General features: G+C 70.3%; 25 protein-coding genes. 11 read left to right on the forward strand and 14 right to left on the reverse strand.

Annotated features, from left to right (window positions below):
* The first annotated feature begins 1 nt into the window (after nt 1).
* Together AC07RM_RS38085 and AC07RM_RS38090 are read left to right on the forward strand one after the other, a co-directional pair.
* Nucleotides 2–1,372, forward strand: coding sequence for an alpha/beta hydrolase family protein (locus AC07RM_RS38085; RefSeq protein ID WP_495337790.1), 1,371 nt, complete (start codon nt 2–4; stop codon nt 1,370–1,372).
* Nucleotides 1,373–1,413: 41 nt separating this feature from the next.
* Nucleotides 1,414–2,406 (forward strand): tripartite tricarboxylate transporter substrate-binding protein, encoded by a 993-nt coding sequence (locus tag AC07RM_RS38090; protein WP_495337767.1) that lies wholly within the window; start codon nt 1,414–1,416, stop codon nt 2,404–2,406.
* A 201-nt stretch (nt 2,407–2,607) separates the two neighbouring features.
* Here AC07RM_RS38090 and AC07RM_RS38095 read toward each other — a convergent pair whose 3' ends face one another.
* From AC07RM_RS38095 to AC07RM_RS38105, 3 genes are all read right to left on the reverse strand, one after another.
* Nucleotides 2,608–3,939, reverse strand: a complete 1,332-nt coding sequence (locus tag AC07RM_RS38095) for an MFS family transporter (RefSeq protein WP_495337768.1) — start codon at nt 3,937–3,939, stop codon at nt 2,608–2,610.
* 158 nt (nt 3,940–4,097) lie between these two features.
* Entirely contained in the window at nt 4,098–5,255 is a 1,158-nt protein-coding gene (locus tag AC07RM_RS38100) for an alpha-hydroxy acid oxidase (protein ID WP_208513188.1), read from the reverse strand.
* A 190-nt stretch (nt 5,256–5,445) separates the two neighbouring features.
* A complete protein-coding gene (locus AC07RM_RS38105) occupies nt 5,446–6,330 on the reverse strand; it encodes a LysR substrate-binding domain-containing protein (protein ID WP_296784151.1) in 885 nt (294 codons plus the stop codon).
* A gap of 262 nt (nt 6,331–6,592) precedes the next feature.
* On the opposite strand from AC07RM_RS38105, the gene AC07RM_RS38110 reads away from it, so the two are divergent.
* Entirely contained in the window at nt 6,593–8,254 is a 1,662-nt protein-coding gene (locus AC07RM_RS38110; protein WP_495337769.1) for an L-lactate permease, read from the forward strand.
* On the opposite strand, the gene AC07RM_RS38115 is transcribed toward AC07RM_RS38110, so the two are convergent.
* The gene (locus tag AC07RM_RS38115; RefSeq protein WP_495337791.1) at nt 8,232–8,840 is read right to left on the reverse strand and encodes a TetR/AcrR family transcriptional regulator; all 609 of its coding nucleotides are present in this window, start codon (nt 8,838–8,840) and stop codon (nt 8,232–8,234) included. The two genes, AC07RM_RS38110 and AC07RM_RS38115, sit on opposite strands and share 23 nt — an antisense overlap.
* A 124-nt stretch (nt 8,841–8,964) precedes the next feature.
* On the opposite strand from AC07RM_RS38115, the gene AC07RM_RS38120 reads away from it, so the two are divergent.
* On the forward strand, nt 8,965–9,396 hold the full coding sequence (locus tag AC07RM_RS38120; protein ID WP_495337770.1) for a nuclear transport factor 2 family protein: 432 nt from the start codon (nt 8,965–8,967) through the stop codon (nt 9,394–9,396).
* Between the two features lie 67 nt (nt 9,397–9,463).
* Nucleotides 9,464–9,907, forward strand: a complete 444-nt coding sequence (cynS, locus tag AC07RM_RS38125; protein ID WP_093348453.1) for a cyanase — start codon at nt 9,464–9,466, stop codon at nt 9,905–9,907.
* 1 nt (nt 9,908) lies between these two features.
* Here cynS and AC07RM_RS38130 read toward each other — a convergent pair whose 3' ends face one another.
* Nucleotides 9,909–10,691, reverse strand: a complete 783-nt coding sequence (locus AC07RM_RS38130) for an SDR family oxidoreductase (RefSeq protein ID WP_093348456.1) — start codon at nt 10,689–10,691, stop codon at nt 9,909–9,911.
* A 368-nt stretch (nt 10,692–11,059) separates the two neighbouring features.
* Here AC07RM_RS38130 and AC07RM_RS38135 point away from each other — a divergent pair, with 368 nt between their 5' ends.
* Nucleotides 11,060–11,755, forward strand: a complete 696-nt coding sequence (locus AC07RM_RS38135) for a TetR/AcrR family transcriptional regulator (protein WP_093348459.1) — start codon at nt 11,060–11,062, stop codon at nt 11,753–11,755.
* On the opposite strand, the gene AC07RM_RS38140 is transcribed toward AC07RM_RS38135, so the two are convergent.
* From AC07RM_RS38140 to AC07RM_RS38155, 4 genes are read right to left on the reverse strand one after another with little or no spacing between them, the layout of a single operon-like run.
* The gene (locus tag AC07RM_RS38140; RefSeq protein ID WP_495337771.1) at nt 11,756–13,153 is read right to left on the reverse strand and encodes a coniferyl aldehyde dehydrogenase; all 1,398 of its coding nucleotides are present in this window, start codon (nt 13,151–13,153) and stop codon (nt 11,756–11,758) included. It lies immediately after the preceding gene.
* A gap of 52 nt (nt 13,154–13,205) precedes the next feature.
* Nucleotides 13,206–14,501 carry a DSD1 family PLP-dependent enzyme gene (locus tag AC07RM_RS38145; RefSeq protein ID WP_495337772.1) on the reverse strand — a complete coding sequence of 432 codons (1,296 nt, stop codon included), beginning with the start codon at nt 14,499–14,501 and terminating at the stop codon, nt 13,206–13,208.
* The gene (locus tag AC07RM_RS38150) at nt 14,498–15,937 is read right to left on the reverse strand and encodes a D-arabinono-1,4-lactone oxidase (protein WP_495337773.1); all 1,440 of its coding nucleotides are present in this window, start codon (nt 15,935–15,937) and stop codon (nt 14,498–14,500) included. The genes AC07RM_RS38145 and AC07RM_RS38150 overlap by 4 nt, the downstream gene beginning before the upstream one ends.
* Before the next feature lie 14 nt (nt 15,938–15,951).
* Entirely contained in the window at nt 15,952–17,133 is a 1,182-nt protein-coding gene (locus tag AC07RM_RS38155; RefSeq protein ID WP_495337774.1) for a porin, read from the reverse strand.
* Nucleotides 17,134–17,568: 435 nt separating this feature from the next.
* On the opposite strand from AC07RM_RS38155, the gene AC07RM_RS38160 reads away from it, so the two are divergent.
* Entirely contained in the window at nt 17,569–18,372 is an 804-nt protein-coding gene (locus tag AC07RM_RS38160; RefSeq protein WP_495337775.1) for a hypothetical protein, read from the forward strand.
* 9 nt (nt 18,373–18,381) lie between these two features.
* On the opposite strand, the gene AC07RM_RS38165 is transcribed toward AC07RM_RS38160, so the two are convergent.
* Nucleotides 18,382–19,092, reverse strand: coding sequence for a response regulator (locus tag AC07RM_RS38165; protein WP_431511882.1), 711 nt, complete (start codon nt 19,090–19,092; stop codon nt 18,382–18,384).
* Nucleotides 19,093–19,099: 7 nt separating this feature from the next.
* A complete protein-coding gene (locus tag AC07RM_RS38170; protein ID WP_495337776.1) occupies nt 19,100–20,677 on the reverse strand; it encodes an ATP-binding protein in 1,578 nt (525 codons plus the stop codon).
* 179 nt (nt 20,678–20,856) lie between these two features.
* Between AC07RM_RS38170 and AC07RM_RS38175 the strand changes: the two genes are divergently transcribed.
* Genes AC07RM_RS38175 through AC07RM_RS38185 form a run of 3 tightly spaced genes read left to right on the forward strand, consistent with a single transcriptional unit; the run spans nt 20,857 to nt 21,551 of the window.
* On the forward strand, nt 20,857–21,009 hold the full coding sequence (locus tag AC07RM_RS38175) for a hypothetical protein (RefSeq protein ID WP_177239448.1): 153 nt from the start codon (nt 20,857–20,859) through the stop codon (nt 21,007–21,009).
* Nucleotides 21,006–21,221: a hypothetical protein gene (locus AC07RM_RS38180; protein ID WP_495337777.1), complete on the forward strand. Its 216-nt coding sequence runs from the start codon at nt 21,006–21,008 to the stop codon at nt 21,219–21,221. The genes AC07RM_RS38175 and AC07RM_RS38180 overlap by 4 nt, the downstream gene beginning before the upstream one ends.
* 3 nt (nt 21,222–21,224) lie before the next feature.
* Entirely contained in the window at nt 21,225–21,551 is a 327-nt protein-coding gene (locus AC07RM_RS38185) for a hypothetical protein (protein WP_495337778.1), read from the forward strand.
* Nucleotides 21,552–21,554: 3 nt separating this feature from the next.
* On the opposite strand, the gene AC07RM_RS38190 is transcribed toward AC07RM_RS38185, so the two are convergent.
* From AC07RM_RS38190 to AC07RM_RS38200, 3 genes are all read right to left on the reverse strand, one after another.
* A complete protein-coding gene (locus tag AC07RM_RS38190; RefSeq protein ID WP_093348480.1) occupies nt 21,555–22,238 on the reverse strand; it encodes a response regulator in 684 nt (227 codons plus the stop codon).
* Nucleotides 22,239–22,243: 5 nt separating this feature from the next.
* Complete coding sequence (bamA, locus tag AC07RM_RS38195; RefSeq protein ID WP_495337779.1) at nt 22,244–24,643, reverse strand: outer membrane protein assembly factor BamA; 2,400 nt, start codon at nt 24,641–24,643, stop codon at nt 22,244–22,246.
* Between the two features lie 65 nt (nt 24,644–24,708).
* Nucleotides 24,709–25,380 carry a nuclease-related domain-containing protein gene (locus tag AC07RM_RS38200; RefSeq protein WP_495337780.1) on the reverse strand — a complete coding sequence of 224 codons (672 nt, stop codon included), beginning with the start codon at nt 25,378–25,380 and terminating at the stop codon, nt 24,709–24,711.
* 178 nt (nt 25,381–25,558) lie between these two features.
* On the opposite strand from AC07RM_RS38200, the gene AC07RM_RS38205 reads away from it, so the two are divergent.
* Nucleotides 25,559–26,716, forward strand: a complete 1,158-nt coding sequence (locus AC07RM_RS38205; protein ID WP_495337781.1) for a porin — start codon at nt 25,559–25,561, stop codon at nt 26,714–26,716.
* Nucleotides 26,717–26,731: the final 15 nt, after the last annotated feature.

Raw genomic sequence — 26,731 nt, forward strand, 5'->3', positions numbered from 1 at the left:
GATGCATCTTGAGCGGCGGGCGCGTCCCGCCTTCGCGGCGGCGCTGGCCGCGGCCACCGCCTGGTTCGCCACGCTGCCGGCGCAGGCCGCGCGCGTCGAAGGACCGCGCGCCGCCACCTGCCCGGCCCCGGTCCCCGAGGGCGCCCGCTGCTACACCGGCGCCGACGGCACCGGCGCGCTCTACTGGATCGCGATCCCCAAGGACTGGAACCGCGGCGTGCTCGTGATGCACGCGCACGGCGGCCCTGAAACCGGCCCCCCCAAGCTCGAGCGCAGCGAGGAGGACCTCAAGCGCTGGGCCGTGACCGTGAAGGCCGGCTATGCCTGGGCCGGCTCCACCTACCGGCGCGGCGGCTATGGCGTGACCATGGCGGCCGAAGACACCGAGCGCCTGCGCCAGCTCTTCGTGCGCCATTTCGGCGAGCCGCGCCGCACCCTGCTGCACGGCCAGAGCTATGGCGCGGGCGTGGCGGCGAAGGCGGCCGAGCTCTATGCGCCGGCCGGCGGTGCCAAGGGCCCCTACGACGGCCTGCTGCTGACCAGCGGCGTGCTCGGCGGCGGCAACAGCGCCTACGACTTCCGGCTCGACCTGCGCGTGGTCTACCAGTACGTCTGCCGCAACCATCCCAAGCCCGACGAGCCGCAGTACCCGCTGTGGCAGGGCCTGCCGCTCGATGCGAAGCTCACGCGCAAGGAACTGGCCGACCGCGTGCGCGACTGCACCGGCGTGGGCCTGCCCGCGGCGCAGCGCACGCCCGAGCAGGCCGCGCGGCTCAAGACCATTCTCACGGCCGTGAAGATCCCCGAGCGCTCGCTGGTCGGCCACCTGAACTGGGCCACCTGGCTGTTCCAGGACCTGACGCAGCTGCGGCTGCAGGGCCGCAATCCCTTCGGCAATGTCGGCGTGAGCTACGCCGCGGCGCCGGCCGAGGCGGCCGCGCTCAATGCCGGCGTGCTGCGCTACGCGGCCGATCCGCAGGCCAAGGGCGCGCTCGCGGCCGACAGCCAGCCCACGGGCCGCACCGCGCTGCCCACCGTGGGGCTGCATGCCATCGACGACCCGACCGCCTTCGTCGAGCTCGAGAACGCCTACCGCCGCATCCGCGACGCGGCCGGCACCGGCGAGCTGCTGGTGCAGAGCTTCAGCGACGAGCGCGAGCACAGCTACCTCAGCGATTCGGAATACCCGGCGCTGTTCGCGGCGCTGCTCGACTGGATCGACAAGGGCGAGAAGCCCACGCCCGCCGGCCTCGCGCAGCGCTGCGCCGCGCTGATGCCGCGCTACGACACCGACGGCAAGAACGGCTGCCACATCCAGCCGGCCTGGCAGCCGCCGCCGCTCGAGCAGCGCGTGCCGGCGCGCGCGCCCTGACCCTCTTTTCGCATTCGACCTTTTCAATACCCGGAGACTCCATGACCCAGCGTTCCGCTTTCGCCTTCGCCCTCGCCACGGTGGCCGCCGCCTGCGCCTTCACCGTGCAGGCGCAGGACTTCCCGGCGGGCAAGCCCGTCACCATCGTCGTGCCCTTCGCGGCCGGCGGCCCCACCGACCGCGTCGCGCGCGACCTCGCCGAGGCGCTGCGCAAGCCGCTCGGCGGCGCGAGCGTGATCATCGACAACGTGCCCGGCGCCGGCAGCTCGATCGGCGCGGCCAAGGTGGCGCGCGCGGCACCCGACGGCTACACGCTGCTGCTCAACCACATCGCCATGGCCACCGTGCCGACGCTGGTGCGCAACGTGCCGTTCAAGGTCGAGACCGATTTCGAATACCTGGGCATCGTCAACGACGTGCCGATGACCCTGATCGCCAAGCCCAGCCTGCCGGCCAACAACTACGCCGAGCTGTCCTCGTGGGTGACGGCCAACAAGGGCAAGATCAACATCGGCAATGCCGGCGTGGGTTCGGCCTCGCACCTGTGCGGCCTGCTCTACCAGAGCGCCACCAAGACCGAGATGACGCCCGTGCCCTACAAGGGCACCGCGCCGGCCATCACCGACCTGATCGGCGGCCAGATCGACCTGCTGTGCGACCAGACCACCAACACCTCGCCGCAGATCGAGGGCAAGAAGGTCAAGGCCTATGCCGTGACCTCGCCCAAGCGCCTGACCACGCCGCTGCTGAAGGACCTGCCGACCCTGCAGGAGGCCGGCCTCAAGGACTTCCAGGTCACGATCTGGCACGGCCTCTACGCGCCCAAGGGCACGCCGGCGGCCATCCAGAAGAAGCTCAACGAGGCGCTGAAGGCCGCCCTGAAGGACGCCGACTTCATCAAGCGCGAGGAAGCGCTGGGCGCCGTGGTCGCGACCGACGGGCGCATCGAGCCCGAGGGCCACAAGAAGTTCGTGGCGGCCGAGATCGCGAAGTGGAGCCCGATCATCAAGGCCGCGGGCGTGTACGCGGACTGAGCAGCGCGGGGTGCAGTCGGTGCGTCAGAGGTGCTGCGAGATCAGCACCGCGGCGCCCGCGAGCGAGATCGCGCCGCCGACGAGTTTTCTGAGGTTCCTGAGCGTCATGGTGGTTCTCCTGGCTGAGGCTCCATGGTGCCGCGCTTCACCCCGGCGCGGGTTTGGAAATCCTCATGCCGGGGATAGCCACGGCCATTCAGGTCAATGGTCGTGGTGCAGATAGCTGGCCTGCCGCGGCAGCCGCAGGCTCACGAGGAAGGCGATCACCATCATCGCGCTCACGTACCAGAAGAAGGCCGACTCGTGGCCCAGCGACTTCAGGCCCAGCGCCACGTACTCGGCCGAGCCGCCGAAGATCGCGTTGGCCACCGCGTAGGCCAGGCCCACGCCGAGCGCGCGCACCTCGGGCGGGAACATCTCGGCCTTCACGATGCCGCTGATCGAGGTGTAGAAGCTCACGATGGCCAGCGCCACGATGATCAGCACGAAGGCCAGCACCGGGCTGGTGGTGTGCTGCAGCGCGGTGAGGATCGGCACGGTGGCGATCGCGCCCAGGCCGCCGAACAGCAGCATGTTGTTGCGCCGGCCGATGCGGTCCGACAGCGCGCCGAACAGCGGCTGCATGCACATGTAGGCGAACAGGGCGCCGGTCATCACGTAGCTCGCGGTCTTGATCGGCAGGTGCACCGTGTTCACCAGGTACTTCTGCATGTAGGTGGTGAAGGTGTAGAAGATCAGCGAGCCGCCGGCCGTGTAGCCCAGCACGGTGAGGAAGGCCGGCGTGTGGTGCCTGAACAGGCCGCCGATGCTGCCGGCCTCCTTGTTCTTCTTGGCTTCGTCGCTCTGGGTCTCGTGCAGCGTGCGGCGCAGCAGCAGCGCGACCACCGCGGCGATGGCGCCGATCACGAACGGGATGCGCCAGCCCCAGGCCTTGAGCTCGGCCTCGCTGAGCAGCTGCTCGAGCACCACGATCACCAGCACCGCGAGCAGCTGGCCGCCGATCAGCGTGACGTACTGGAACGAGGAGAAGAAGCCGCGCTGGCCGCGCAGCGCGACCTCGCTCATGTAGGTGGCGGTGGTGCCGTATTCGCCGCCCACCGACAGGCCCTGGAACAGCCGGCACATCAGCAGCAGGAACGGCGCCCAGGCACCGATGGCCGCGTAGGTCGGCAGGCAGGCGATGACCAGCGAGCCGCCGCACATCATCGTGACCGAGATCAGCATCGAGGTCTTGCGCCCGAGCCGGTCGGCGATGCGGCCGAACAGCCAGCCGCCGATCGGCCGCATCAGGAAGCCGGCCGCGAACACGCCCGCGGTGTTGAGCAGCTGCGCGGTGGGATCGGACTTGGGGAAGAAGGCCGGCGCGAAGTAGAGCGCCGAGAACGCGTAGACGTAGAAGTCGAACCACTCGACCAGGTTGCCCGAGGAGGCCGCCATGATCGCGAACACGCGGTGGCGTTTTTCTTCCGCGGTGTAGTGGGGCGGGGATGCGGAAGCCGCCGGGCTTCCGGCGAGGGGCGTGGTCGCGCTCATGGTGCCTGTGGGCCACCGAACGGACCGGCGGCCGTGTTGTTGTTGCCGGACCATTCTGCGCCGCACGATGACCGGGTCGTGTCAGCCGGTGCCGCATCGGCCTATCGCCGATGGGGCCTTGCGCGCGGCCCGCCCCGGCACGGACCCGTGGCAGCCGGCTAGAACGTGCCCGGCAGCAGGATGCCCGAATCCACCGTGTTGATGTCGGTATGGCCGCAGAAGGCCATGGTCACGTCGAGTTCCTTGTGGATGATCTGCAGCGCGCGCGTCACGCCGGCCTGGCCGTAGGCGCCGAGGCCGTAGAGGAAGCTGCGGCCGATCATCGTGCCGCGGGCGCCGAGGGCGCGTGCCTTGAGCACGTCCTGTCCGCTGCGGATGCCGCCGTCCATCCAGACCTCGATGTCGCGGCCCACGGCATCGGCGATGGCCGGCAGCGCGCTGATCGAGGAGGGCGCGCCGTCGAGCTGGCGCCCGCCGTGGTTCGACACGATCAGCGCGTCGGCGCCGCTGTTCGCGGCCAGCCGCGCGTCTTCCGCGTCGAGGATGCCCTTGAGGATCAGCTTGCCGCCCCAGCGCTTCTTGATCCACTCGATGTCGCCCCAGTTCAGCGCCGGGTCGAACTGCTCGGCGGTCCACGAGGACAGCGAGGACAGGTCCTTCACGCCCTTGGCATGGCCCGCGATGTTGCGGAAGGTGCGGCGCTTGGTGCCCAGCATGCCGAGGCACCAGTGCGGCTTGGTCGCGAGGTTCAGCAGGTTCTTGATCGTGGGCTTGGGCGGCGTGGTCAGGCCGTTCTTGATGTCCTTGTGGCGCTGGCCGAGGATCTGCAGGTCGAGCGTGAGCTGCAGCGCCGACACGTTGGCCGCGCGCGCGCGGTCGATCAGGCGCTCGATGAAGTCGCGGTCCTTCATCACGTAGAGCTGGAACCAGAACGGATGGCGGTCGGTGTTCTCGGCGATGTCCTCGAGCGAGCAGATGCTCATGGTCGAGAGCGTGAACGGGATGCCGAAGGCCTTGGCCGCGAGCGCGCCCAGGATCTCGCCGTCGGCGTGCTGCATGCCCGTGAGGCCCGTGGGCGCGATCGCCACCGGCATCGCCACGTCCTGCCCGATCATGGTGGTGCGGGTGGAGCGGCCCTCCATGTTGACCGCCACGCGCTGGCGCAGCTTGATCTTCTGGAAGTCGCTCTCGTTGGCGCGGTAGGTGCCCTCGGTCCATGCGCCGGAGTCGGCGTAGTCGTAGAACATCTTCGGCACGCGCCGCTTGGCGACCACCCGCAGGTCTTCGATGCAGGTGATCTTGGAAAGGTCGGGCACGGGGAGTCTCCTGTGGAACGGGTTGTTGTCGTGGGCGGGCCTGGGGGCCGGGCCGCCGCCATTATTGGGCAGCAGCCCCTCCCGCAGCGCAACGCGCGGCGCCGTGAGTGTGGCCGCGGCGCGGCCCGGCGGGGCTGAAAAACGCTGCGCGGCGATCTGAAAAAAATTCAGGCGGCCGCTTCACGCCTCGTCAGCCCTCGAGCGACTGCCGGGCCCAGGCCACGAAGGCCGCGCATTCGGGGCGCTCGAGCGCCCCCGGCCGCCAGCACAGGAAGTAGTGGTTGGGCGAGGGCACGCTGACCGGCGACAGCCGCACCAGCCGGCCGCCGTCGATCCAGGCGCGGCCCAGGTGCAGCCGCATCAGCGCCACGCCCAGGCCCTCGGCGGCCGCCTCGAGCAGCAGGCCCAGGTCGGTGAACTGGGCGCCACTGGCGGGCTCGGGCAGGCCGATGCCATGGGCCGCGAACCAGATGCGCCAGTTCTCGAGCGGGGTGCGCAGCAGCTGGGCGCGCTCCACCTCGGCCCGGGTGGCGAAACCCTCGAACGGGCCGTGGCGCTTCAGGTAGGCCGGGCTGCACACGGGCGTGAGCGCATCGGCCGGGAACTGCAGGAACTCGCGCTGGCGGAACGGCCCGGCGCCGAAACGCAACTCGATGTCGGCCTCGTCGAGCGCGTTCTCGCGCATCGGCGCCGTCACCTGCATCACCAGCTCGACCTCGGGATGGGCCTCGCAGAAGCGCGCGAGCTGCGGCATCAGGATCTGGCGCGAGAACGTGGGCGTGACGGCCACGCGCAGCCGGCGCGTGTGGGGCGCGGCCTCGCGGCCCGGCACCTGCTCGAGCGCGAAGATGGCCTCGCGCACCCGCGCCAGGTAGACGATGCCGTCGGCGCTGAGGCTGAAGTCGCTGCCCGCGAAGAAGCGCAGGCCGAGCTGCGACTCGAGCTGGCGGATGCGGTGGCTCACGGCGCTGGGCGTCACGCTGAGCTCCTCGGCCGCCAGGTTCACGCTGCGCAGGCGCGCGACGGCCTCGAAGGCGAGCAGGCCCTGGGTGGACGGGAGGCGCGTGGAAGCCATGAAGGTGTGGAGGGCAGTGCGTGGAAGAAGGTTGTACCCGAGGGCGCGGGGCGGCCCACGGTTGTCCGCAGGTGCTGCGCCGCGGGGCCCGCGGGCGTACGATGGTATCGAAGCGCCGCGGGCCCGACCGCCCCGGCGCTTCGTTTCGCCGCGCCGCAATGCAGTGCAGAGGGGACAGGTGGAAAGGAACAGGGGGTCTGAGCGATCGCAGTGTGTTGCAGCGCATCCGTCACATCGAATACAACAGTACGGAGACAGACACATGGTTTGGCAACAGGTTTACAACCCGTTCGGGAACATGGTGGTATCGACGGCGCTCGCCGCGATACCGGTGGTGGTGATGCTGGTGTGCCTCGGCCTCCTGCACGTCAAGGCCCACTTCGCGGCCGGGCTCGGCCTCCTCAGCGCGCTGGCGATCGCGGTCTTCGCCTTCGGCATGCCGGCCGACATGGCGGGCAAGGCCGCCTTCCTCGGCGGCATCACCGGGCTGCTGCCGATCGGCTGGATCGTGCTCAACATCATCTTCCTGCAGCAGCTCACGCAGCAGAACGGCAGCTTCCAGGTGCTGCAGGATTCCATCGCCGGCATCACCGAGGACCGGCGGCTGCAGCTGCTTTTGATCGCCTTCGCCTTCGGCGCCTTCTTCGAGGGCGCGGCCGGCTTCGGCACGCCGGTGGCGGTCACGGCCGCCATCCTGATCGGGCTGGGCTTCTCGCCGCTCGCGGCCTCGGGGCTCTCGCTGATCGCCAACACCGCGCCGGTGGCCTTCGGCGCGCTCGGCACGCCGGTGCTCACGCTGGCCAAGGTGCACGGCTACGACCTGATGGCCGTCACCGCGATGATCGGCCGGCAGCTGCCCTTCTTCTCGGTGCTGGTGCCGTTCTGGCTGATCTGGGCCTTCGCGGGCCGCAAGGGCATGTGGGAGGTCTGGCCGGCGATCCTGGTCACCGGCGTCTCGTTCGCGATCCCGCAGTACCTGGTGTCAAACTTCATCGGCCCCGAGCTGGTGGACATCATCGCGGCCATCGTCTCGATGATCTGCCTGGTGCTGTTCCTGCGCGTGTGGAAGCCCGCCAAGGCGTGGACCTCGGTCTCGCTCAAGGGCCACGAGGCCGACGGCGGCGAGGCCGCGCCGGTGGGCGCGCCCGCCAAGCACCCCACCGCCGCGGTGGTGCGGGCCTGGACCCCGTGGCTGATCCTCACGGTGTTCGTGTTCATCTGGGGCCTGCCCTCGGTCAAGACCTGGCTCAACGGCATCTTCGCGCCCAACTTCCCGATCGAGGGACTGCACAACATGATCGAGAAGGTGGCACCGGTGGTGCCCAAGCCGACCAAGGAAGGCGCGGTCTACCAGCTGCTGCTGCTCTCGGCCACCGGCACGGGCATCCTGGTGTCGGCCCTCGTGGGCGGGCTGGTCATGAAGTACAACCCGGTCCAGCTCGTGGCCGCCTATGGCCGCACGCTGTGGCTGGTGAAGTTCTCGCTGCTCACCATCGTGCTGATGCTCGCGCTGGGCACGCTCACGCGCTACTCGGGGCTCGACACCACGCTGGGCCTGGCTTTCGCCAACACCGGCGTGTTCTATCCCTTCTTCGGCACCCTGATGGGCTGGCTGGGGGTGGCGCTCACGGGGTCCGACACGGCCTCGAACGTGCTGTTCGGCGGCATGCAGAAGGTGGCGGCCGACCAGCTCGGGCTGAGCCCGAACCTCATGGGCGCGGCCAACAGCTCGGGCGGCGTGATGGGCAAGATGATCGATGCGCAGTCGATCGTGGTGGCCTCGACCGCCACGCGCTGGTTCAACCACGAGGGCGAGATCCTGCGCTACGTGTTCTTCCACTCGATCGCGCTGGCCTGCCTGGTCGGCATCCTCGTGACCCTGCAGGCCTATGTGTGGCCGTTCACCGCGATGGTGGTGAAGTAGGCGCCGCGGCGTCGGCCAGCGCGCGCAGCAGCCGGCGCAGGTCCTCGACCGCCTCGCGCACCAGCTCGGCGCCGCCCATCTGCGCCTTGACGATCGCGCCGTCGATCCCGATGGCCGCGGCCTGCGCGAGCGCCATGCGCTGCGGCAGCGTGGTGGGCAGCAGATCGGCGATCACCTCGACCATCTCGCGCTTGTGATCGCGCGCGCGCTCGGCCGCGCCCTCGACGCTGCCGCCGACCTCGGCCACGGCGTTGATGAAGGCACAGCCGCGGAACACCGGGTCGGTGAACCATTCGGCCATCACGTCGGCCAGCAGCAGCAGGGCCTGCGCGTCGCCGCCGCGCTCGTGCGCGCCGCGCCGGCCCAGCGCATCGACGAACCAGGCCATCCAGCGCGCATGCCGGTGGTCGAGGAAGGCGCGCACCAGGTCGTCCTTCGAGGGGAAGTGGCGGTAGAAGGTGACCTTGGTCACGGCCGAGGCCGCGATCACGCGGTCGATGCCGGTGGCGCGGATGCCGTCGGCATAGAAGAGGTCGTGCGCCGTGAGCAGGATGCGCTCGCGCGCGGGCAGGGCGGAAAGGTCCAGGTCCATGGCGCGATTGTAGGCACTCCCGCCGCCATGTAGACAGGTCTGTCTACATGTGGCACATTGCGGCCGGGCTACACCGCCTTTTCCCTTCCAACGTTCCCCTCTTCACCGAAAGACCGCCATGGAATCCGAATCCCGCCCGCCGCTGCCCCCGTTCACGCTCGAGACCGCGCTCAAGAAGGTCCAGGCCGCCGAAGACGCCTGGAACACGCGCGACCCGGTGCGCGTGAGCCTGGCCTACACGCCCGACACCGAATGGCGCAACCGCGCCGACTTCGTCAATGGCCGCGAGCAGGTGGTGCAGTTCCTGCAGCGCAAGTGGGTGCGCGAGCTCGACTACCGCCTGAAGAAGACGCTCTGGGCCTTCATGGACAACCGCATCGCGGTGCGCTTCGAGTACGAATGGCACGACGACTCGGGCCACTGGTTCCGCAGCCACGGCAACGAGAACTGGGAGTTCGCGCCCAACGGCCTGATGCAGCGGCGCTACGCGAGCATCAACGACCAGCCCATCGCGGAGTCGGAGCGCAAGTTCCGCTGGGAACGCGGCTGATGGCGCCGGGCCGGGCGGCGGCACGCCTGTTGCTTGCCCGTGTCCGGCACTCAAGGAGCACCTGAACATGAACCGCAACGACGTCACCGAGAAGATCATCGCCACCAAGGTGGCCAAGGGCCTGCAGTGGGCCGATGTCGCGAAGAAGCTCGGCCTCTCGAAGGAATGGACCACCGCCGCCTGCCTCGGCCAGATGACGCTCGACGAGAAGCAGGCCAAGATCGTCGGGCGCATCTTCGGCCTCAGCGCCGAGGAGCAGAAGTGGCTGCAGGTGGTGCCGTACAAGGGCTCGCTGCCCTCGGCGGTGCCGACCGATCCGCTGATCTACCGCTGGTACGAGATCGTCAGCGTCTACGGCACCACCATCAAGGAGCTGATCCACGAGGAGTTCGGCGACGGCATCATGAGCGCCATCGACTTCAGCATGGACATCCAGCGCCAGCCCGATCCCAAGGGCGACCGCGTGAACGTGGTGCTCTCGGGCAAGTTCCTGCCCTACAAGACTTATTGAATCAGAAGGCGTAGTCGGCCGGCTCCTCGGGCGCGCTGTCCGAGCGGCCGCCCGGCGAGCGCAGCAGCGCGGGCACGGGGTGCGCCGCGTAGTAGCCGCCCTCGATCGCGCCGACGATCGAACGCGCCACCGCGTCGGCCGGTGCCAGCAGGCGCCGGCGCGTCGACATGCGCTCGCCGGCCAGGCCCGCGGCGATGCGCTCGAGGCGCGGGTCGCCCGGCGGTGCCAGCTCGGGATGGAGCACGCTCACGCGCACGCGGCCCGCATGCTCCTGGCGCAGGCCCTCGGAGATCGCGTCCACCGCGTACTGCGTGCCGTGGTAGACGGCCGACTCCGCCGTCACGCCCGTGACGGACACCGGCGCGAGGTTCACGATGTGGCCCCAGCCCTGCTCCTGCATCGTCGGCAGCACGGCCGCGATGCCGAGCAGCACGCCGCGCAGGTTGACGTCGATCATGAGCTCCCACTCCTCGATCTTGCGCATCCACAGCGGCGAGCGCGGCATCACGCCCGCGGCGTTGACCAGCGCGTCGATGCGGTCGTGGCGCTCGAGCGCGAGTTCGGCGAAGGCCTCCATCTCGGGGCGCAGCGTGACGTCGAGCCGCTGGAAGCTCGCCGAGCCGCCGATGGCCCGGATCTCGGCCGCGAGCGCCGCGAGCCGGTCGGTGCGGCGCGCACCGAGCACCACGTGGGCACCGCGCCGCGCGAGCAGCCGCGCGGTCGCTTCGCCGATGCCACTGCTCGCGCCGGTGATGAGAACGACTTTGTCCTGGATTGCGGTCATGGAAAACTCCTCGTGCTGAAGGGGATGCACAGGCGCCATGGGGGCTCCCGGCATGGTGAGAAGTTTCGCGCCCGGCGCGCTCCAGGCGGTATCCGGATCGAACGCGGTTCTTGCCTTTTTCTCCGAAACAAGGGGGCCGGCGCCGACAGCGCCGAGGCGCGCGCGAACTTTCTTCTCGCAGAGCCCATCTTCGGTGCATGGCCGTTCCGGGGCTGGCCGTTTCCGGCCCTGTGTCCGCCGGTTCTTGCCCGATCCTTCGCCGCGGCGGTGGCCCCGGCGGGCCGCAGGGCATCGCGCGGGGCCGCGGGCGCTGACTATAAGATGCCCGCATTCCGAACCGCCCGCACCCGACCCGCACCGCATCTCCCATGGTCAAGAACAACCTCCAGGAGCGCAAGCAGCGCGAACTCGAGCAGCGCCGCAAGGACATCCTGAAGGTGGTGCGCAAGCTGATCATCCGCGACGGCGCGCGCGAGGTGACGATGCGCAAGGTGGCCGAGGAATCGGGCTTCTCGAACACGGTGGTCTACACGCTGTTCGGAGACAAGGCCAGCATGATCACCAACGCGATCGACGAGGACATCATCCGCATGCACAAGCTGGTGCAGGCGGCGATCGCGAGCGGCGAGGGCGCTTTGGCGCGCGTGCGGCTGGCCTGCCGGGCCTACGTGGAGAACGGCCTGCGCCATCCCGACCAGTACTTCCTGGTGTTCATGGAGCGCCGGCCCGCGGCGCCGGTCGAGACCTCGACGCTGGTGTTCGGCGATCCCGAGCGCGACCCCTATGCGCTGGTGCGCGGCCTCGCGGCGGAACTGGTGCGCGAGGGCTTCGTGGCGGCCGACGACACCCAGTTGCACGTGATCACGCAGCTGCTGTGGGAAGGCATCCACGGCATGACCTCGCTGCGCGTGTCGGGCGGCGACGATCCCTGGATCGAGCGCATCGACGCGATGGCGCACCTCGAGCTGCTGGTCGACGTGCTGCTGCTGGGCATCGTGCACCGCTTCGCGGGGCCGAAGGCGAAGGCGGCGCTGGCGCAGCTCGCGCCCGCCGCCAAGGGCTGATCAGCGCGCCAGCAGCTTCAGCATCCGCTCGAAGGTCTTGCCGTAGGGCGGCTTGAACAGGCCGAGCCCGTTGAGGCCCGACTGGTGGAACACCGGCTTCATCTTCGAGAAGGTCTGGAAGCCGAACTCGCCGTGGTAGGCGCCCATGCCGCTCGCGCCGACGCCGCCGAACGGGAGGTCGTCCTGCGCGATGTGCAACAGCGTGTCGTTGACGGTCACGCCGCCGGCCACGGTCTGGGCCAGCACGCGGTCGATGTCGGCGCGCTGCTTCTCGAACAGGTAGAGCGCGAGCGGCCGCGGCCGGGCGTTGACGTAGCCGATGGCCTCCTCGAGCGTGTCGTAGGGCACGAGCGGCAGCACGGGGCCGAAGATCTCCTCCTGCATCACGCGCATGCCGTCGCCCACGCCCGTGAGCAGCACCGGCGGCAGCCGCCGCGACGCGGCATCGGGCGGTGCATCGCCGAGCCGCTCCACCGCGGCGCCTTGGGCCTGGGCTTCCGTCACCAGCGCCTCGAGTCGCGCGAAATGGCGCGGGCTCACGATGCTGGTGTAGTCGGCATTGCGCCCCAGGTCGGGGTAGAGCGCGGCGAACACGCGCCGCGCGGCCTCGACGAAGCGCGCCTGCTGCTCGCGCGGCACCAGCACGTAGTCGGGCGCGATGCAGGTCTGGCCGGCATTGAGCGTCTTGCCCACGAGGATGCGTTCCACCGCCTTGTCGAAGGCGGCGCCGCGGCCCACGATGGCCGGCGACTTGCCGCCGAGCTCGAGCGTGACCGGCGTCAGGTGCTCGCTCGCGGCGCGCATCACGTGGCGGCCGACCTCGGTCGAGCCGGTGAACAGCAAGTGGTCGAAGGGCAGGCTCGCGAATTCGCGCGCCACCTCGGCGTCGCCGTTGACCACCGCGATCTCGTCGGCCGCGAAGGCCGCGCCCACCAGCCGCGCGAACAGCTCGGCGAAGCGCGGCGTGTACTCCGACTGCTTGAGCATCGCGCGGTTGCCCGCGGCCAGCGCCGCCGTGAGCGGCCCGGCCGCGAGGTACAGCGGGTAGTTCCAGGGCACGACGATGCCGACCACGCCGAGCGGCTGCGGCATCAGCCGCGAGGACGCGGGCTTGAACCACAGCCCGGTGCTGCGGCGGCGCACGCGCATCCAGCGCTTGCCGTGGCGCAGCGCATGGTCGATGCCCTCGAGCGTGGGGAAGACCTCGGCCAGCTCGGTCTCCTGGCGCGGCCGGTTCGAGAAGTCGGCGCTGATCGCGGCCGCGATCGCGGCGCGGTGCTCGCGCACCAGCGCGCGCAGCCGGCGCAGGCGGTCGGCGCGCACGCTCCAGGGCGGGGCCTGGTCGCGCAGGCTGGCGGCGCGCTGGGCGTCGAAGAGGGGGCGCAGCTCTGGGGTCATGGAGGCCTCGGCGTGTCGGGGAATGGTCGGCGGCAAGTATGCCGGCCGGGCGTCAGCCGGTCTGGTGATAGACCGGCCAGGCGTCCTGGATCTTGCCGCCGCGCACGGTGATCAGGTCGCCGAACTGCAGCAGCACGCCCTCGGCGATCGCGGGCCGCAGGAAGACCTGGTCGTCGACCCGCAGGCCCACCGAGGGCGAGGCGTTGACGTTCTCCTGGTTCGCGCTGTGGCCCAGGATGCCGTTGAACTGCAGCCCGCGCGGCGAGGCGTAGTCGGCCAGCCACCAGCCGCCGTAGATGTAGAAGGTCTGGCGCTGGTTCACGTCCCACCACGAGAAGATCCTCGACTTCGCATCGAGCGCCGGTATCTGCACCGGCCCGGTGGCCTTGAGCACCGGCGTGGCGATGAAGGCCGCGGGCTCGTGCTCGGCCAGGGTCTCGATGTCGTAGTGCGTGGGCTTGAGCAGCGCGGTGCCCACGCTGATCTCGGTGCTGAGCTTCTCGGCACCGTGCAGCGTGTAGCTCGGGCTGCCGCCGGCGTTGAGCGTGAGCCGCTCGTTCCACAGCGCGGGCCGGTGCGTGCGCGCGAAGTCGGCGAAGCCCTGGTAGATCGCCATCGCGCGCGCCAGCAGCTCCTCGGGCGTGCCGAGCACCTTGGGCACGCCGAAGCCCACGTGCGCGTCGTAGCCCATGAAGCCCGCGAACTCCAGCGCCGCCGGGTTGGCATCGATCATCTCGAGCATGCGCGCGAGCGTCGCGTTGTCGGCCACGCCGCCGCGGTGCAGGCCGACGTCGATCTCGATGTTGACGCGCAGCCGCGTGCCCAGGCCGCCGGCCAGCGCGAGGTACTGCTGCAGCCGCTCGGGCGTGTCGACCAGCCACTGCAGCTGGCGCGCGGCATCGAACGGGCCCTTGAGCTGGCGGTAGAACAGCGCCGCCGATTGCACCGGCAGCGGCTTGCCCAGCAGCAGGTCGAAGTCGGGAAACACGGCCGCGTCGACGTTGAGGAAAGGCTGGTGGAAGGACATCAGCCGGCGGCTGCCCGAGCGCTTGGCCACGTAGGCGATCAGCGACTGGCAGGGCAGCGACTTCTCGACGATGCGGTAGTGCTTGCCCGCGCGCTGCAGGCCGCCGGCCACGCGTTCGATGTTGGCGTCGAGCCGGTCGAGGTCGATCACCATGCAGGGCCGCATCGGCCCGTTGCGGCGCAGCTCGTCGTTGAGCGCGCGGAAGTAGGGTTCGTGCGGCGCGCCCGCGTCGCCGGGGCGCAGCGCGAAGGCGGCGGCCGCGCCCAGCCCGACGGTGCCGAGCGTGCCCAGCAACAGCTTTCTTCTCCGGCGTCCACTCATGATGCGATCCCGAACAGTTGCCGCAGGTAGGGGTTGAGCAGGCGGCCCTGCGGATCGAGCCGCGCGCGCAGCGCGAGGAAATCGTTCCAGCGCGGATAGAGCGCGGCGAGCTCTGTGGGGCCGCGGTCGTGCAGTTTGCCCCAGTGCGGCCGGCCCTGGTACTTGCGGAAGATCGGGCCGATCTGCGAGAGCAGGTAGTCGTGCGGTTCGCCCACTGCCGCATGCACGGCGATCGAGCAGCTGTCGCGGCCATGGAAGGGGCTGAGCCAGGCATCGTCGGCCGGCACGAAGCGGAACTCGAGCGGAAAGAACACGTCGTTGCGCCGCTCGAGCGCCGCGATCACCTCGCGCAGGCAGGCGATGCCCTGGGCCTGCGGCACGTGGTACTCGGTCTCGTTGAAGCGCGTGGGCCGCTGGGTCGAGAGCAGCCGCCACGAGCGGTTCTTCGCCTCCTCGGTCTGGTCGCCATCGATCAGCGCGGCGGCGACGCGGCGGCGCAGCGCCGGGAACCAGCCGAGCCAGTCGCGCAGCCGGCGCAGGTCGCGCAGCATGTCCTCGTCGGCCGAGGGCGGTTGCATGGTGTCGCTGCCTTCGTAGAGGTCGTTCGCGATGCCCGCGGCATAGCCGGTGAAGGGCAGCACGTAGAACTCGAAGTTGCGATGCCGGCGCGCGAGCGCCGGTGCCTCGTCGAGCATGGCCGCGAGCGGGCGCAGGAACACGCGGCGGTGCAGGTTGAAGGCCGGCACGGTGCGCACCGTGGCCTCGCTGATCACGCCGAGGCAGCCGAGCGAGACGCGTGCCGCCGCGAACAGCTCGGGCTCGCGCGTGGCGCTGCATTCGATCGCTTCGGCGTTGGCGGTCACGAGGCGCAGCGCGGTCACTTCGGCATGCATCGCGGGCAGCGCGAGGCCGGTGCCGTGGGTGCCGGTGCTGATCGCGCCGGCGAAGGACTGCACGTCGATGTCGGGCAGGTTGCGCAGCGCGAGGCCGCGCGCGTCGAGCTCCTGCGACAGCACGGCGAGGCGCATGCCGGCCTGCAGGGTGGCGGTCTGCGCGGCGTCATCGGTGCCGACGAAGGCCGACATGGCGTCGAGCGAGAGCAGCGTGGCGTCGGTGGGCACCAGCGCGGTGAACGAATGGCCCGCGCCGACGCAGCGCAGGCCGGTGCCGTCCGAAGCGCGCAGCATGGCGCGCAGCTCGGCCTCGTCGGCCGGCGTGGCGAGCAGGCGCGGCTGGCAGTGTTGCAGGCCGGACCAGTTGCGCCAGGGCAGCGCGGCGGTGGCCGCGGCAGGCGTGGCGGGTGAAGCAGGCATGGGCGCGGGCGCATCGGCCGCGCGCGCGCCGAGGCCGCTGGCGAGCAGCGCGCCGGCACCGGCCTGCAGCACGGTGCGGCGGCGCGGTCCGCGCGCGTCGATGGAGGAATGGCGGGGAGGCATCGCGTCGACGGTTCCTAGAAGCTGTGGCGCACGCCGAAGGTGACGCCGGTCTGCGTGCGATCGACCGTGGGACTCTGCGCATTGAGGCCCACGAGCTGCGCGCCCACCAGTCCGCCGCGGTAGATCGAGCGGTCGACCTCGGCGTAGAGCATGGTGCGCTTCGACAGCAGGTAGCCGGCCACCACCTGGTACTGGCTGGCCGAGCCGTCGAAGTCGCTGGTGTGGCCGCGTTGCCGCGTGAACCAGGCGTTGAAGGCCAGCGTGAGCCAGGGCGTGGCCTTCCAGGTGAGGCCGCCCAACGCCATGCGCCGCTTGGCGAAGCCGCCTGGAAAATTGGCATCGAGCACCTGGACCGGCGAGATGATGCCGAGCCCGGCAAGATCGACCGGCGTGAACGGTCCGTTGGCGAAGGAGGTGAAGGCGTTGTCGCGCCGGTTGCCGATGTAGCCGGCCTGCAGCGTGAGGTTCTCGCCGATCAGGAACTGGGCACCGGCGGTGGCGATGTCGAAGCGCGCATGCGAGGCATCGTCGGTGCTGCGCATGAAGGCGGCCGCGAGTTTCACCGGGCCCTTCTCGGGGATGTAGGCCAGGCCCGCGCCGACCTGGCTGCCGCGGCGCGCCGAGCCCTCGCCTTCGCCGATCGCGTACTGCGCGAGCAGCACCACGTCGCCGAGCTGCGCGCCGTAGTGGACCATGTTGTTGGTCTTGCTCGCGGCCAGCAGGGTGTGCTCGGGCTTGAAGGCGTTGAAGTAGTCGCCCCAGAGGTTCGAACCGTAGGCGAGCGACGCGGCTTCCATCGCCACGTTGTACTGGCGCCCGAAGGTCAGCTGGCCCCAGCGGTCCGACTGCAATCCGACCGAGGCGATCTGGAAGTGCTGCGGATCGCCCTCGGGCACGCGTTCGCCGTTGCGGATGTCGAAGTGGCTCTCGACCTGGAACAGCGCCTGCAATCCCCCACCGAGGTCCTCGCTGCCCTGGAGGCCCCAGAAGCTCTCGGAGAGCCCGCCGCCGCGGCTCATGCGCAGCCGCGAACGGCTTCGATAGGGAACGCCCTCGGCGGTGTACTCGGCGCCATGGCTCTCGTAGCGCAGGCTGGCGTCGACGGTGCCGTACAGGGTGACGCTGCTCTGTGCCTGGGCCGCGGTTCCCGCGAGCACCAGCAATGCCGCCGATGCGATCGCGATCTGCTGTCTCATGTTGTGTCTCCTCCTGCCGGGTGGCTTGGAGCCCGGGCGTTGGCCGTGGGCTGGAAGTGCGCCGTCTTTGCGGCGCGGGCGGATGATAGAACGATGTTCTTTAATAAATCAACGTTTCTTTTCGTGGACGTTGTTTTTGATCGGGAGTGGAGGTCGTAGCGGGCTCACGCCGATGGGGTACTCCCCTCCGCGAATGTCCCCCGCCTTCGGCTCCTCCTTGATTTCGCTGCGGGGAGTACCCCATCGGCGTGAGCCTGGACACGACGGTCGTTGTACCGCCCGCACCACCGCAGCGCCCACGTGCACAGGGCAGTGGGTGCTTCCCGCAGCGAAATCAAGGAGGAGGCCGAAGGCCGGGGGACATTCGCGGAGGGAAGTACCCGCTGTCCTGTGCACGCGCCCCGAACCTCAGCAAGCCCCCCTAAGATCCCCACCATGCCCTCCACCCGAACCTGGCCAGTCGCCATCGCAGCCCTCTCGTTCCTCGCAGCAGCAACAGCGGCAACAGCAGCGAGGGCCGCCCCCACAGCCCAGGTCTTCGACCGCGTCGCCAAACCCGAAGCGGTCGATGCCCAATGGCGCCCCACGTTGTGTGCGCTGCTCTCGAAGTCCTGCAGCGCCGAGGAGCTCGGCCTCTACCGGCCGCGTGGCAGTGCCGAGGGCGAGTACGTGGTGCTGTCGGTGAAACCGCTCGCGATGGCGCGCGTGCAAAGAAATGCGGACGGAAGCTGGCGCCTGCAGCGGCTGCATGACTTCTCGGCCTACCAGGGCACGCCCTCGAAGCTAGGCGGTGGTCGCGAGCCGCAGCGCTCGCTCGCGCCGGCGCTCTATCCGCTGGCCGACGGCCGCTGGGCGGTCGCGGTGCAGAGCGCCTTCAGCGACATGTACTCGGGCGGCGGCGCCAGCTTCGTCGTTGCCGACTTCGTGCCGCTGGAAGGGGACCCGGCCACGGCCAAGCCGGCCTATGAAGACATCCCTTTCTGGTGCTCGCAGATGATCCGCGCCTGCTTCTCCGAGAAGGAATACAAGACCTCGCCGCACTGCCACGACGAGACCTCGGGCAGCCTGCGCATCGCCTATGCCGATGCCGCGCGGCCCGGCGCCGCCCATGGCTGGAGCTTCAGCTGGACCGAGAGCGAATGGCCCGCGCACAAGCCGCGCAGCGCGCGACGCAGCGGCACCACGCGCTTCACCGCGGCCGACACCTCGGCCGTGCCGTTCTGTGGCGGTCCGCAGTAGCGGGGCGGCTCAGTCCGCGGGCGGCGGTGCTTCCCACGCGAAGCCCACGCCGTACACCGAGCGGATCCAGTCGTGCCCAGGCGTCACCGCGCCGAGCTTGCGGCGCAGGTTCTTCACGTGGCTGTCGATCGCGCGCTCGGTCACGTCCACCGTGTCGTCGTAGGCCAGCTCGAGCAGCCGCGCGCGCGAGAAGATGCGCCCCGGGTGGCGCGACAGCACCTGCAGCAGCCCGAACTCGCGGCGCGTGAGGTTCAACGGCGTGCCCTCGAGCGAGGCGCGCCAGTGCACGTCGTCGAGCACCAGTCCGGGCGCCGCCTCGTTCGTGGCGCGGCCCGGCGTTCCTTGTTCGGACACGCCCGGCGCCGCGCGGCGCAGCACCGCGCGCACGCGCGCCACCAGCTCGCGCGGCGAGAAGGGCTTGCAGACGTAGTCGTCGGCGCCGAGCTCCAGGCCCAGCAGCCGGTCGACCTCCTCGATGCGCGCCGTCAGCATGATGATCGGATGGGCCGTGTGCTCGCGCGCGCGCCGCAGCACCTCGATGCCGTCGAGCCGCGGCAGCATGATGTCGAGCAAGGTCAGGTCGGGCGGCGAGGCCACGATGCTCTCGAGCGCGCTCTGGCCATCGGCGAAGTGCGCGGTTTCGTAGCCTGCGTGGCGCAGGTAGTCCTGCACCACCGAGGCGATGTCGGCTTCGTCCTCGACGATCACGATGCGGGTCATGGAGAGGTCAAGGTGAGTTGGCCAGCGGCAGGGTGAGGGTGACGCGCAGCCCGCCCATCGGCGAGGGCGAGGCATCGATGGTGCCGCCATGCGCCTCGATGGTGGCGCGGCAGATCGAGAGGCCCAGGCCCGAGCCGCCGTGCTCGCGGCTGCGCGAGGTTTCGCCGCGGAACAGGCGGTCGAACAGGCGCGGCAGTTCGCTCTCGGGCACGCCCGGCGCGCTGTCGTCGAACAGCAGCGTGAGGCTGTGGCCGGTCCACGGCCCTTCCACCGTGACGTCGATGCGCAGCACGCCGCCGGGATCGGTGTAGGCCAGCGTGTTCTCGAGCAGGTTCATGAAGACCTGGTGCAGCCGGTGCGCGTCGCCCTCGATCGCCGGCTGCTTGCGCGCCGCGATCAGGTCGATGGCGCGGCGGTCGACCGCGATGCCGCGCTGCGCGAAGCGGTCGCGCGTGTGGTCCAGCGCCTCCTTGAGCAGCGACAGCGGATAGACCGTCGTGGTCGGCAGGTCGCTCTGCGGCGCGCGCATGCTGCTGCGCAGGTCGTCCACCAGCTGGCCGAGCCGGATCACCTGGCGGTGCAGCCGCAGCGCCGTGCGTTCGTCGAAGGTGCGCACGCCGTCCTGCAGCGCCTCGATCTCGGCGCGCATCGCGGCCAGCGGCGTGCGCAGCTCGTGCGCGGCATCGGCCAGCCAGGCGCGGCGCGAGGCCTCCACCGTGTCCAGGCGCTGCGCCATGTCGTTGAAGGTCTTGCCCAGCAGCGCGAGTTCGTCCGAGCCCTGCACCACCACGCGCGTCGACAGCCGGCCGCGCGCCACGTCCTGCGCCGCCTGCGTCAGGTCGTCGACCGGCTTGAACCAGCGCCGCGCCAGCAGGTACGAGAGCGCGAGCGCGAACATCAGGCCCGCGAGGCCGGTGAGCACGATCACGCCCGACTGCCGTGCCAGGAAGGCGCGGTCGGCCTCGCTCTCCAGGCCCTGCAGCGGCGCCAGCGCGAGGTAGCCGATGACCGCCCGGCCGCGCCGTATCGGCAGGCGTGCCGCGTTCTCGGGATCGATGGTCGCGCCCACCACGCGCGCGCCCTGCGCGTCGAGCACCGCGAGCCGCTGGTAGATCGAGTCGGCCATCGCGCGCGGGTCGGCGAAGAAGAAGGGCGGCGGCATGGCCGGCATCGCGCGCCGCGGCAGCAGCTCGAGCTGGCCCGGCGGCATCGGCGGTGGGCCGTTGTCGGCGGCGCCCTCGGGCGGGTCGACGCGCAGCGTGCGGTACTCGTACCAGGGCGGCAGCCGGCGGTCGTCGGGCGCGCTGGCGTTGTCGAGCACCGTCGCCACGCGGCCCATCTGCAGCCGGTGCCAGGCCTCGTCGTTGTCGCGCAGGCTCTTCCAGTCGCCGTTGAGCACGTAGTGCTTGAGCACCAGCTGCGAGAGCCAGTCCATGCGGCGGATCTCGATTTCGGCCACGTAGGCGCCGAGGCCGCGCTGCAGCGCGAGGATCGAGAGCCCCGCGAAGCTCAGCAGCAGCACGATCAGCAGCGCGGCGAGCGCCAGGAAGATCTTGCGGGAGAGGGTCAGGCGCAGACGCGGCATGGTCTCGGGAGGTGAGGGCCGCATTCTGCGACAGGCGATGCGGGTGGCGCGGGCATGGCAGGCGGTGCGGCGGACGGAGGCGTCATCGGCAAGCCGCCGATCATGACCGCCAAATGTGGAGGAATCTGGGAGGGCCGATCTCCCATTTTTCTCCCGAATCGGCACGCACGATGGCGGCCATGACACCGTGCATCGACCTCCTGTGGCCCGCGCTCCTCGCGCTGTTCGGGCTGTTCGCTCCCGCCTGGATCTTCGCGATCCACTGGGCCGAGGGCCGCGCCACGCGGCCTGGTGTGGTCGGCGGCACGGCCGTCGGCGAGGAGTCGGCATGACCCCCGCGGAGCGTTCACCGTCGCTGGACCGGCGCGCGCTGCTGGCCATGCTCGGCGCGATCGGCCTGTCGGCCTCGGCGGGTTTCGCCGCCTCGGCCTGGCCCGCGCGTGCCCTCGGGCATGGCCCCGTGAAAGCGGTGCATGGCCCCCGGGCGCCCGAGGCCATGGCGCTGCCCGAGGAAGTCCCGCCGCCATCGCGCACCGGAGGCTGAGCCATGCAGGGCACGACGATGCTTCCCGCGGCGCCCGCCGAGCGCCGCACCCGGCGCATGCAGCGGCTGGCGGGCGCGCTGGCCTTCTGCGGCCTCGCGGCCGGCACGGTGGTCGCGGTGCGCGACGAATGCCCGCCCGAGCCCGGCGGGCGCGGCACGGCGCGCCGCATGCCGGTCTCCACGCTCGCGCCGATCATGGACGTCGAGCGCATCGCGCTGCCGCAGCAGGCCCGGCCCCGGCCCGGCCAGCCCGTCGACATCTACAGCCCCACCGCGCCGAAGCCGGGCACGCGCCGCGGCGCGGGGGCCTGCCGCTACCAGGCGCGCTGAAACTCAGGCCGGCCGCTCCGCGAAGCTGAAGCCCACGCCGTAGATCGAGCGGATCCAGTCGTGCGCGGGCGCGGCGGCCGAGAGCTTGCGGCGCAGGTTCTTGATGTGGCCGTCGACCGCGCGCTCGTTGACCTCGAGCGCCTCGGGGAACGCGGCCTCGAGCAAGGTCGAGCGGCTGAACACCCGGCCCGGGTCGCCCGAGAGCGCGCGCAGCAGCAGCAGTTCGCGCCGCGTCAGCGCCAGCGGCCGGCCCTCGAGCCGCGCGCCGCCGTCGGCCTCGGCGAAGGCCACGGCCGCCGAGGGCCGTGCCGCGTGCCGGCGTTGCGCGTGGCGGCGCAGCACCGTGTTCACGCGCGCCACCACCTCGCGCGGCGAGAAGGGCTTGCAGACGTAGTCGTCGGCCCCGAGGTCGAGCCCGCGCAGCCGGTCGGCCTCGCGCGTGCGCGCCGTCAGCATGATGATCGGATGGTCGCTCAGCGAGCGCACCGCCTCCAGCACCCGCAGGCCGTCGATGCGCGGCAGCGCCACCTCGAGCAGCGTGAGCGCGGGCGGCGCATGCAGGATGCGCTCGAGCGCGGCCGCGCCGTCGGCGATCTGCTCGACCTCGTGGCCGGCGTCGTGCAGCAGGCCGTGCAGCACGGCGGCGCTGCTGTGCCGGGCGTCTTCCACCAGCAGGATGCGGGCCATGGCGTTCAGAACGAGGTGCCGATCTGGAACTGCAGCCGCTGCGTGCGGTCGGCCGCGATGCCGTTGGCCGTGTCCTCCTTCTGGTAGAGCAGCGGCACCGCGTAGGCCAGCCGCAGCGGCCCGAGCGGCGAGATCCAGCTGATGCCCAGGCCGGCCGAGGCGCGCAGCTTGTTCTGCGCCTTCCATTGCGCATCGCTCATGCTGGCCGTGCGGTTCGCGAAGACGTTGCCCGCGTCGAGGAAGGTGTACAGCCGCAGCGAACGGTCGTTGCCCGCGCCCGGGAACGGCGTGCTGAACTCGAGGTTGAAGATCGCCTTGCGCGTGCCGCCCAGCGAGCCGCCCGACACGGCATCGACCGGTCCCAGCGAGTTCTGCTCGAAGCCGCGGATCGAGCCCAGCCCGCCCGCGTAGAAGTTCTTGAAGATCGGAAAGGCCGCGTCGCCGAGCGCGCGCGCATAGCCGAGCTCGCCGTTGAGCGCCAGCGTGTACTGTTTCGACAGCGGGAAGTACTGCTGGTACTGGTAGTTGCTCTTCAGGTAGCGCAGCGCGCCGCCCACGCCCACCTCGAGGTTCGCGCTCTGCAGCCGGCCCTGGGTCGGGATCAGCGCGCTGTCGCGGTCGTCGCGCGACCAGCCCAGCGTGGCCGGAAATGCCACCATGCTGCGGTTGGCGCAGCTCACGCTCGGTGCCGTGCCGGTGCACTGGAAGTAGTCGAGGTAGGCCTGCGGCGTGCCGGTGTAGACATAGGAGCCGTCGACCAGCGTGTAGGTGCCGTTGCTGCCGGGCGTGAACGCATAGCGTTCGACGCCGATGCCCAGGTAGATGCGGTCGAGCTCGCCCACCGGGATGCCGAAGCGCACCGAGCCGCCGTCGCTCGCGAGCTTGTAGTTGCCGTCGGCCTCGTAGTAGGGGCGCGTGGTGGTGTGGAACAGGTTGACGGTGCGCGAGATCCCGTCCTTGGTGAAGTAGGGATCGGTGGCGGTCAGCGAGATCGTGCGGTTGTACGAGCTGGTGTTGACCTGCAGGCCCAGGTAGTTGCCGCTGCCGAACACGTTCTCCTGCGTGATGCCGAAGCTCAGCGAGATCTTGTCGGTCGACGAATAGCCGGCGCCGAGCTGCAGCGAGCCGGTGGGCTTCTCGGCCACCGTCATCGCGATGTCGACCTGGTCGGGCGAGCCGGGGATCTCCTGCGTCTCGACGTTCACCTCGGTGAAGAAGCCCAGCCGGTCCACGCGGTCGCGCGACAGCTTGATCTTGTTGCCGTCGTACCAGGCGCCTTCGTACTGGCGGAACTCGCGGCGGATCACCTCGTCGCGCGTGCGCGCGTTGCCACCGATGTGGATGCGCCGCACATAGGCGCGGCGCGAGGGCTCGGCCTTCAGCACCATCGTCACGCGGTTGGTGGCGCGGTCGATCTCGGGCTCGGCCTGCACGCGCGCGAAGGCATAGCCGAAGGTGCCGAAGTAGTCGGTGAAGGCCCTGGTGGTCGCCGTGACCTGCTCGCCGTTGTAGGGCTGGCCGGGCTTGATGGTGACCAGCGTCTTGAATTCGTCGTCGCGGCCCAGGTAGTCGCCCGCGAGTTTCACGCCCGCCACCGTGAACTTCTCGCCCTCGCTGATGTTGACCGTGACCGTGAGGTCCTCGCGGTCGGGCGAGATCGCGACCTGGGTCGAGTCGACGCGGAACTCGAGGTAGCCGCGCGTGACGTAGTAGCTCTTCAGCGTCTCGAGGTCGGCGTTGAGCTTGCTGCGCGAGTACTGGTTCGACTTGGTGTACCAGCTGAGCCAGCCTCCGCTGTCCTGGTCGAACAGGTCGAGCAGCGTGCTCTCGCTGAAGGCCCGGCTGCCCACGACGTGCACCGCGCGGATGCGCGCGGGCTCGCCCTCGGTCACGCCGAAGCTCAGGTTCACGCGGTTGCGTTCGCTCGGCGTGGCGGTGGTGACCACCTGCGCGTTGTAGAGGCCGCGGCCCAGGTACTGGCGCTTGAGTTCCTGCTCGGCGCGGTCGGCCAGCGCCTTGTCGTAGGGCCGGCCCTCGGCAAGTCCCACCTCGCGCAGCGCCTTCTGCAGCGCGGCCTTGTCGAATTCCTTGGTGCCGACGAAGTCGACGTCGGCGATGGTCGGGCGTTCCTCGACGATCACCACCAGCACGCGGCCGGTGACGTCGATGCGCACGTCCTTGAACAGGCCCAGCGCGAACAGCGCGCGGATGGCCTCGCTGCCGCGTTCGTCGCTGTAGGTGTCGCCGGCGCGCAGGCCGAGGGTCGCGTAGACGGTGCCCGCCTCCACGCGCTGCAGGCCCTCGAGGCGGATGTCCTGCACGGCGAAGGGCTCGGCGGCCCGGGTGGAGGGTGCGATCAGCGCGGCGAGCAGCGCCAGGCCCGCGAGGGACTTCGGAGAGTTCATCGGCGCATGGTTTCGTCCAATGTCGGAGAAATTTGGGACGCCGCGCCGAGTTCACTTTCTCTCCTTTATTGCAGCCCGATGGCGTTGGCGGTCGGCCAGGCCGGGGCCGCCAGCGGGGCCCGCGCGCCGGGCTCGCCGCAGGCGCGGCAGTTGCGCAGGTGGTCCTCGAGGCTCAGTTCGCCCTGCACCTCGAGCAGCCGCTGCACCGTGCGTTCGACCGCCTGCGCATCGAGCAGCGGATAGCTGCGCGCGGTGCGGCCGTTGTTGCGCACCAGCCGCGCGATGTAGGGCAGGTCCTGCTGCGTGATGACGGCCGCGGGCATCACGCCCTCGAGCGCCACGCCCTCGCAGGGCAGCAGCACGAAGTACTGCAGCCGCAGGTCGTCGGGCAGCAGGCTGCGCAGCTGCGTGGTCTTGCGCCCGCCCTGCCAGGCCGGGTCCTTCACCTCGCGCGCGCGGTTGCAGCCCTGCAGCCGCAGGAACCAGCGCGGCGGTGCCTGGTCCGATTTCTTGCGGTAGACGAAGGCGTTGCGCCAGGCCTTGATCTCGAACAGGTAGACGCCGGTCTCGCAGACCACCACCGCGTCGATGCGCGCGGTGCGCACCGCGCAGCCCTCGGGCATCGGGATGATCAGGTTGCGAAGAATGCGCAGGTGGTCGAACGCCGGGCTGAATGCGTTGGCGAGCTGTTGCACGCCGAGCGAGGCGGCGAGGGTGCTTTGCAATGCGATGGTCATGGTGGCTCCTTCTGGGCGCGAGCATTGCTCGGCTTTTGGGAGACTTTTGGTAAGAGCGGGCGGCGCGCCGATGCGCGCAAAAACAACATTCGCCCCCATGCACCAGATTCCTCCAAATTTGGACGAGAGCATCCGTTCCGGCCGCTCGATGAAGAGCGCCGAAACCGGAGAAACCTGAATGAAGAAATCCCTCACGGCCCTGGCCGCGCTGACCGTCACCGGCCTGGCCTGCGCCCAATCGTCCGTCACCCTGTTCGGCGTCATCGACGCCGGCGTGAGCTACCAGTCGGCCACCTCGCGCAACGCGATCACCGGCATCACCAGCAAGCAGAGCCAATGGAGCCTGGCCAACTCGGGCTACAACTCCAGCCGCATCGGCTTCAGGGGCACCGAGGACCTGGGCGGCGGGCTGGCCGCGAGCTTCTGGCTCGAGGCGCCGATCACCAACGACGACGGCGCGACCGGCATCGCCAACTTCAACCGGCGCTCCACCGTCAGCCTGTCGGGCGGCTTCGGCGAAGTGCGGCTGGGCCGCGACTACACGGCCACCTTCTGGAACGACACCGTGTTCGATCCCTTCGGCACCAACGGCTCGGGCACCAACGTCATCAGCACGGTGAGCGCCAGCACGGGCGTCGGCAACAGCAACTACACGCGCGCCAGCAACATGGTCGCGTACTTCCTGCCGCCCAACCTCGGCGGCTTCTACGGCCAGGTGCAGTACAGCCTGAACGAGAACGTGCGCACCAGCGCCACCGACCTCACGACCGCCACCAGCAGCAGCGCGGGCCGCTACGTCGGCGGGCGCTTCGGCTATGCCAACGGGCCGCTCGACATCGCGCTGGCCGCGGGCCAGAACGTGGCGGTCGACACCACCACGCTCACGCGCAAGGTGCAGACCGTCAACCTCGGCGCCTCGTACGACTTCGGCCCGGTCAAGCTGTTCGGCGAGATCTCGAACGTGCAGAACAAGTTCGACACCGGCCTGGCCAACACGCACGACAGCTACAAGGGCTACCTGATCGGCGCCACCGTGCCGGTGGGCCCGGGCCTGATCCGCGCCTCGTACTCGACGGTGCGCTACAACGAGGGCGCCGCCGGCATCTTCGGCGAGGACCCGCGCGTCAACAAGCTCGCGCTGGGCTACGTGCACAACCTGTCGAAGCGCACCGCGCTCTACGCCACCATCGCGCGCGTGAGCAACCGCAACGACGCGGCCTACACCGGCAGCCTCACGGCCGCCAGCACCACCGGCTACGGCACCACGGGCGTGGGCTACACCGGCCTGCCCAAGTCCTCGACCGGCTACGACTTCGGCATCCGCCACGCGTTCTGACGCCGGCATGCGCCC

It is taken from the genome of Variovorax sp. GW821-FHT09B05 (assembly GCF_059418265.1).

Bases quoted from the DNA above. Each gene is read 5' to 3' on its own strand.
- bamA (WP_495337779.1), bottom strand. From the start codon at position 24,643: ATGAACTCTCCGAAGTCCCTCGCGGGCCTGGCGCTGCTCGCCGCGCTG.
- AC07RM_RS38130 (WP_093348456.1), bottom strand. From the start codon at position 10,691: ATGACCGCAATCCAGGACAAAGTCGTTCTCATCACCGGCGCGAGCAGT.
- AC07RM_RS38085 (WP_495337790.1), top strand. From the start codon at position 2: ATGCATCTTGAGCGGCGGGCGCGTCCCGCCTTCGCGGCGGCGCTGGCC.
- AC07RM_RS38175 (WP_177239448.1), top strand. From the start codon at position 20,857: ATGACACCGTGCATCGACCTCCTGTGGCCCGCGCTCCTCGCGCTGTTC.
- AC07RM_RS38145 (WP_495337772.1), bottom strand. From the start codon at position 14,501: ATGAGTGGACGCCGGAGAAGAAAGCTGTTGCTGGGCACGCTCGGCACC.
- AC07RM_RS38160 (WP_495337775.1), top strand. From the start codon at position 17,569: ATGCCCTCCACCCGAACCTGGCCAGTCGCCATCGCAGCCCTCTCGTTC.
- AC07RM_RS38090 (WP_495337767.1), top strand. From the start codon at position 1,414: ATGACCCAGCGTTCCGCTTTCGCCTTCGCCCTCGCCACGGTGGCCGCC.
- AC07RM_RS38185 (WP_495337778.1), top strand. From the start codon at position 21,225: ATGCAGGGCACGACGATGCTTCCCGCGGCGCCCGCCGAGCGCCGCACC.
- AC07RM_RS38170 (WP_495337776.1), bottom strand. From the start codon at position 20,677: ATGCCGCGTCTGCGCCTGACCCTCTCCCGCAAGATCTTCCTGGCGCTC.
- AC07RM_RS38200 (WP_495337780.1), bottom strand. From the start codon at position 25,380: ATGACCATCGCATTGCAAAGCACCCTCGCCGCCTCGCTCGGCGTGCAA.
- AC07RM_RS38105 (WP_296784151.1), bottom strand. From the start codon at position 6,330: ATGGCTTCCACGCGCCTCCCGTCCACCCAGGGCCTGCTCGCCTTCGAG.
- AC07RM_RS38165 (WP_431511882.1), bottom strand. From the start codon at position 19,092: ATGACCCGCATCGTGATCGTCGAGGACGAAGCCGACATCGCCTCGGTG.
- AC07RM_RS38205 (WP_495337781.1), top strand. From the start codon at position 25,559: ATGAAGAAATCCCTCACGGCCCTGGCCGCGCTGACCGTCACCGGCCTG.
- cynS (WP_093348453.1), top strand. From the start codon at position 9,464: ATGAACCGCAACGACGTCACCGAGAAGATCATCGCCACCAAGGTGGCC.
- AC07RM_RS38095 (WP_495337768.1), bottom strand. From the start codon at position 3,939: ATGAGCGCGACCACGCCCCTCGCCGGAAGCCCGGCGGCTTCCGCATCC.
- AC07RM_RS38180 (WP_495337777.1), top strand. From the start codon at position 21,006: ATGACCCCCGCGGAGCGTTCACCGTCGCTGGACCGGCGCGCGCTGCTG.
- AC07RM_RS38120 (WP_495337770.1), top strand. From the start codon at position 8,965: ATGGAATCCGAATCCCGCCCGCCGCTGCCCCCGTTCACGCTCGAGACC.
- AC07RM_RS38110 (WP_495337769.1), top strand. From the start codon at position 6,593: ATGGTTTGGCAACAGGTTTACAACCCGTTCGGGAACATGGTGGTATCG.
- AC07RM_RS38190 (WP_093348480.1), bottom strand. From the start codon at position 22,238: ATGGCCCGCATCCTGCTGGTGGAAGACGCCCGGCACAGCAGCGCCGCC.
- AC07RM_RS38140 (WP_495337771.1), bottom strand. From the start codon at position 13,153: ATGACCCCAGAGCTGCGCCCCCTCTTCGACGCCCAGCGCGCCGCCAGC.
- AC07RM_RS38155 (WP_495337774.1), bottom strand. From the start codon at position 17,133: ATGAGACAGCAGATCGCGATCGCATCGGCGGCATTGCTGGTGCTCGCG.
- AC07RM_RS38150 (WP_495337773.1), bottom strand. From the start codon at position 15,937: ATGCCTCCCCGCCATTCCTCCATCGACGCGCGCGGACCGCGCCGCCGC.
- AC07RM_RS38135 (WP_093348459.1), top strand. From the start codon at position 11,060: ATGGTCAAGAACAACCTCCAGGAGCGCAAGCAGCGCGAACTCGAGCAG.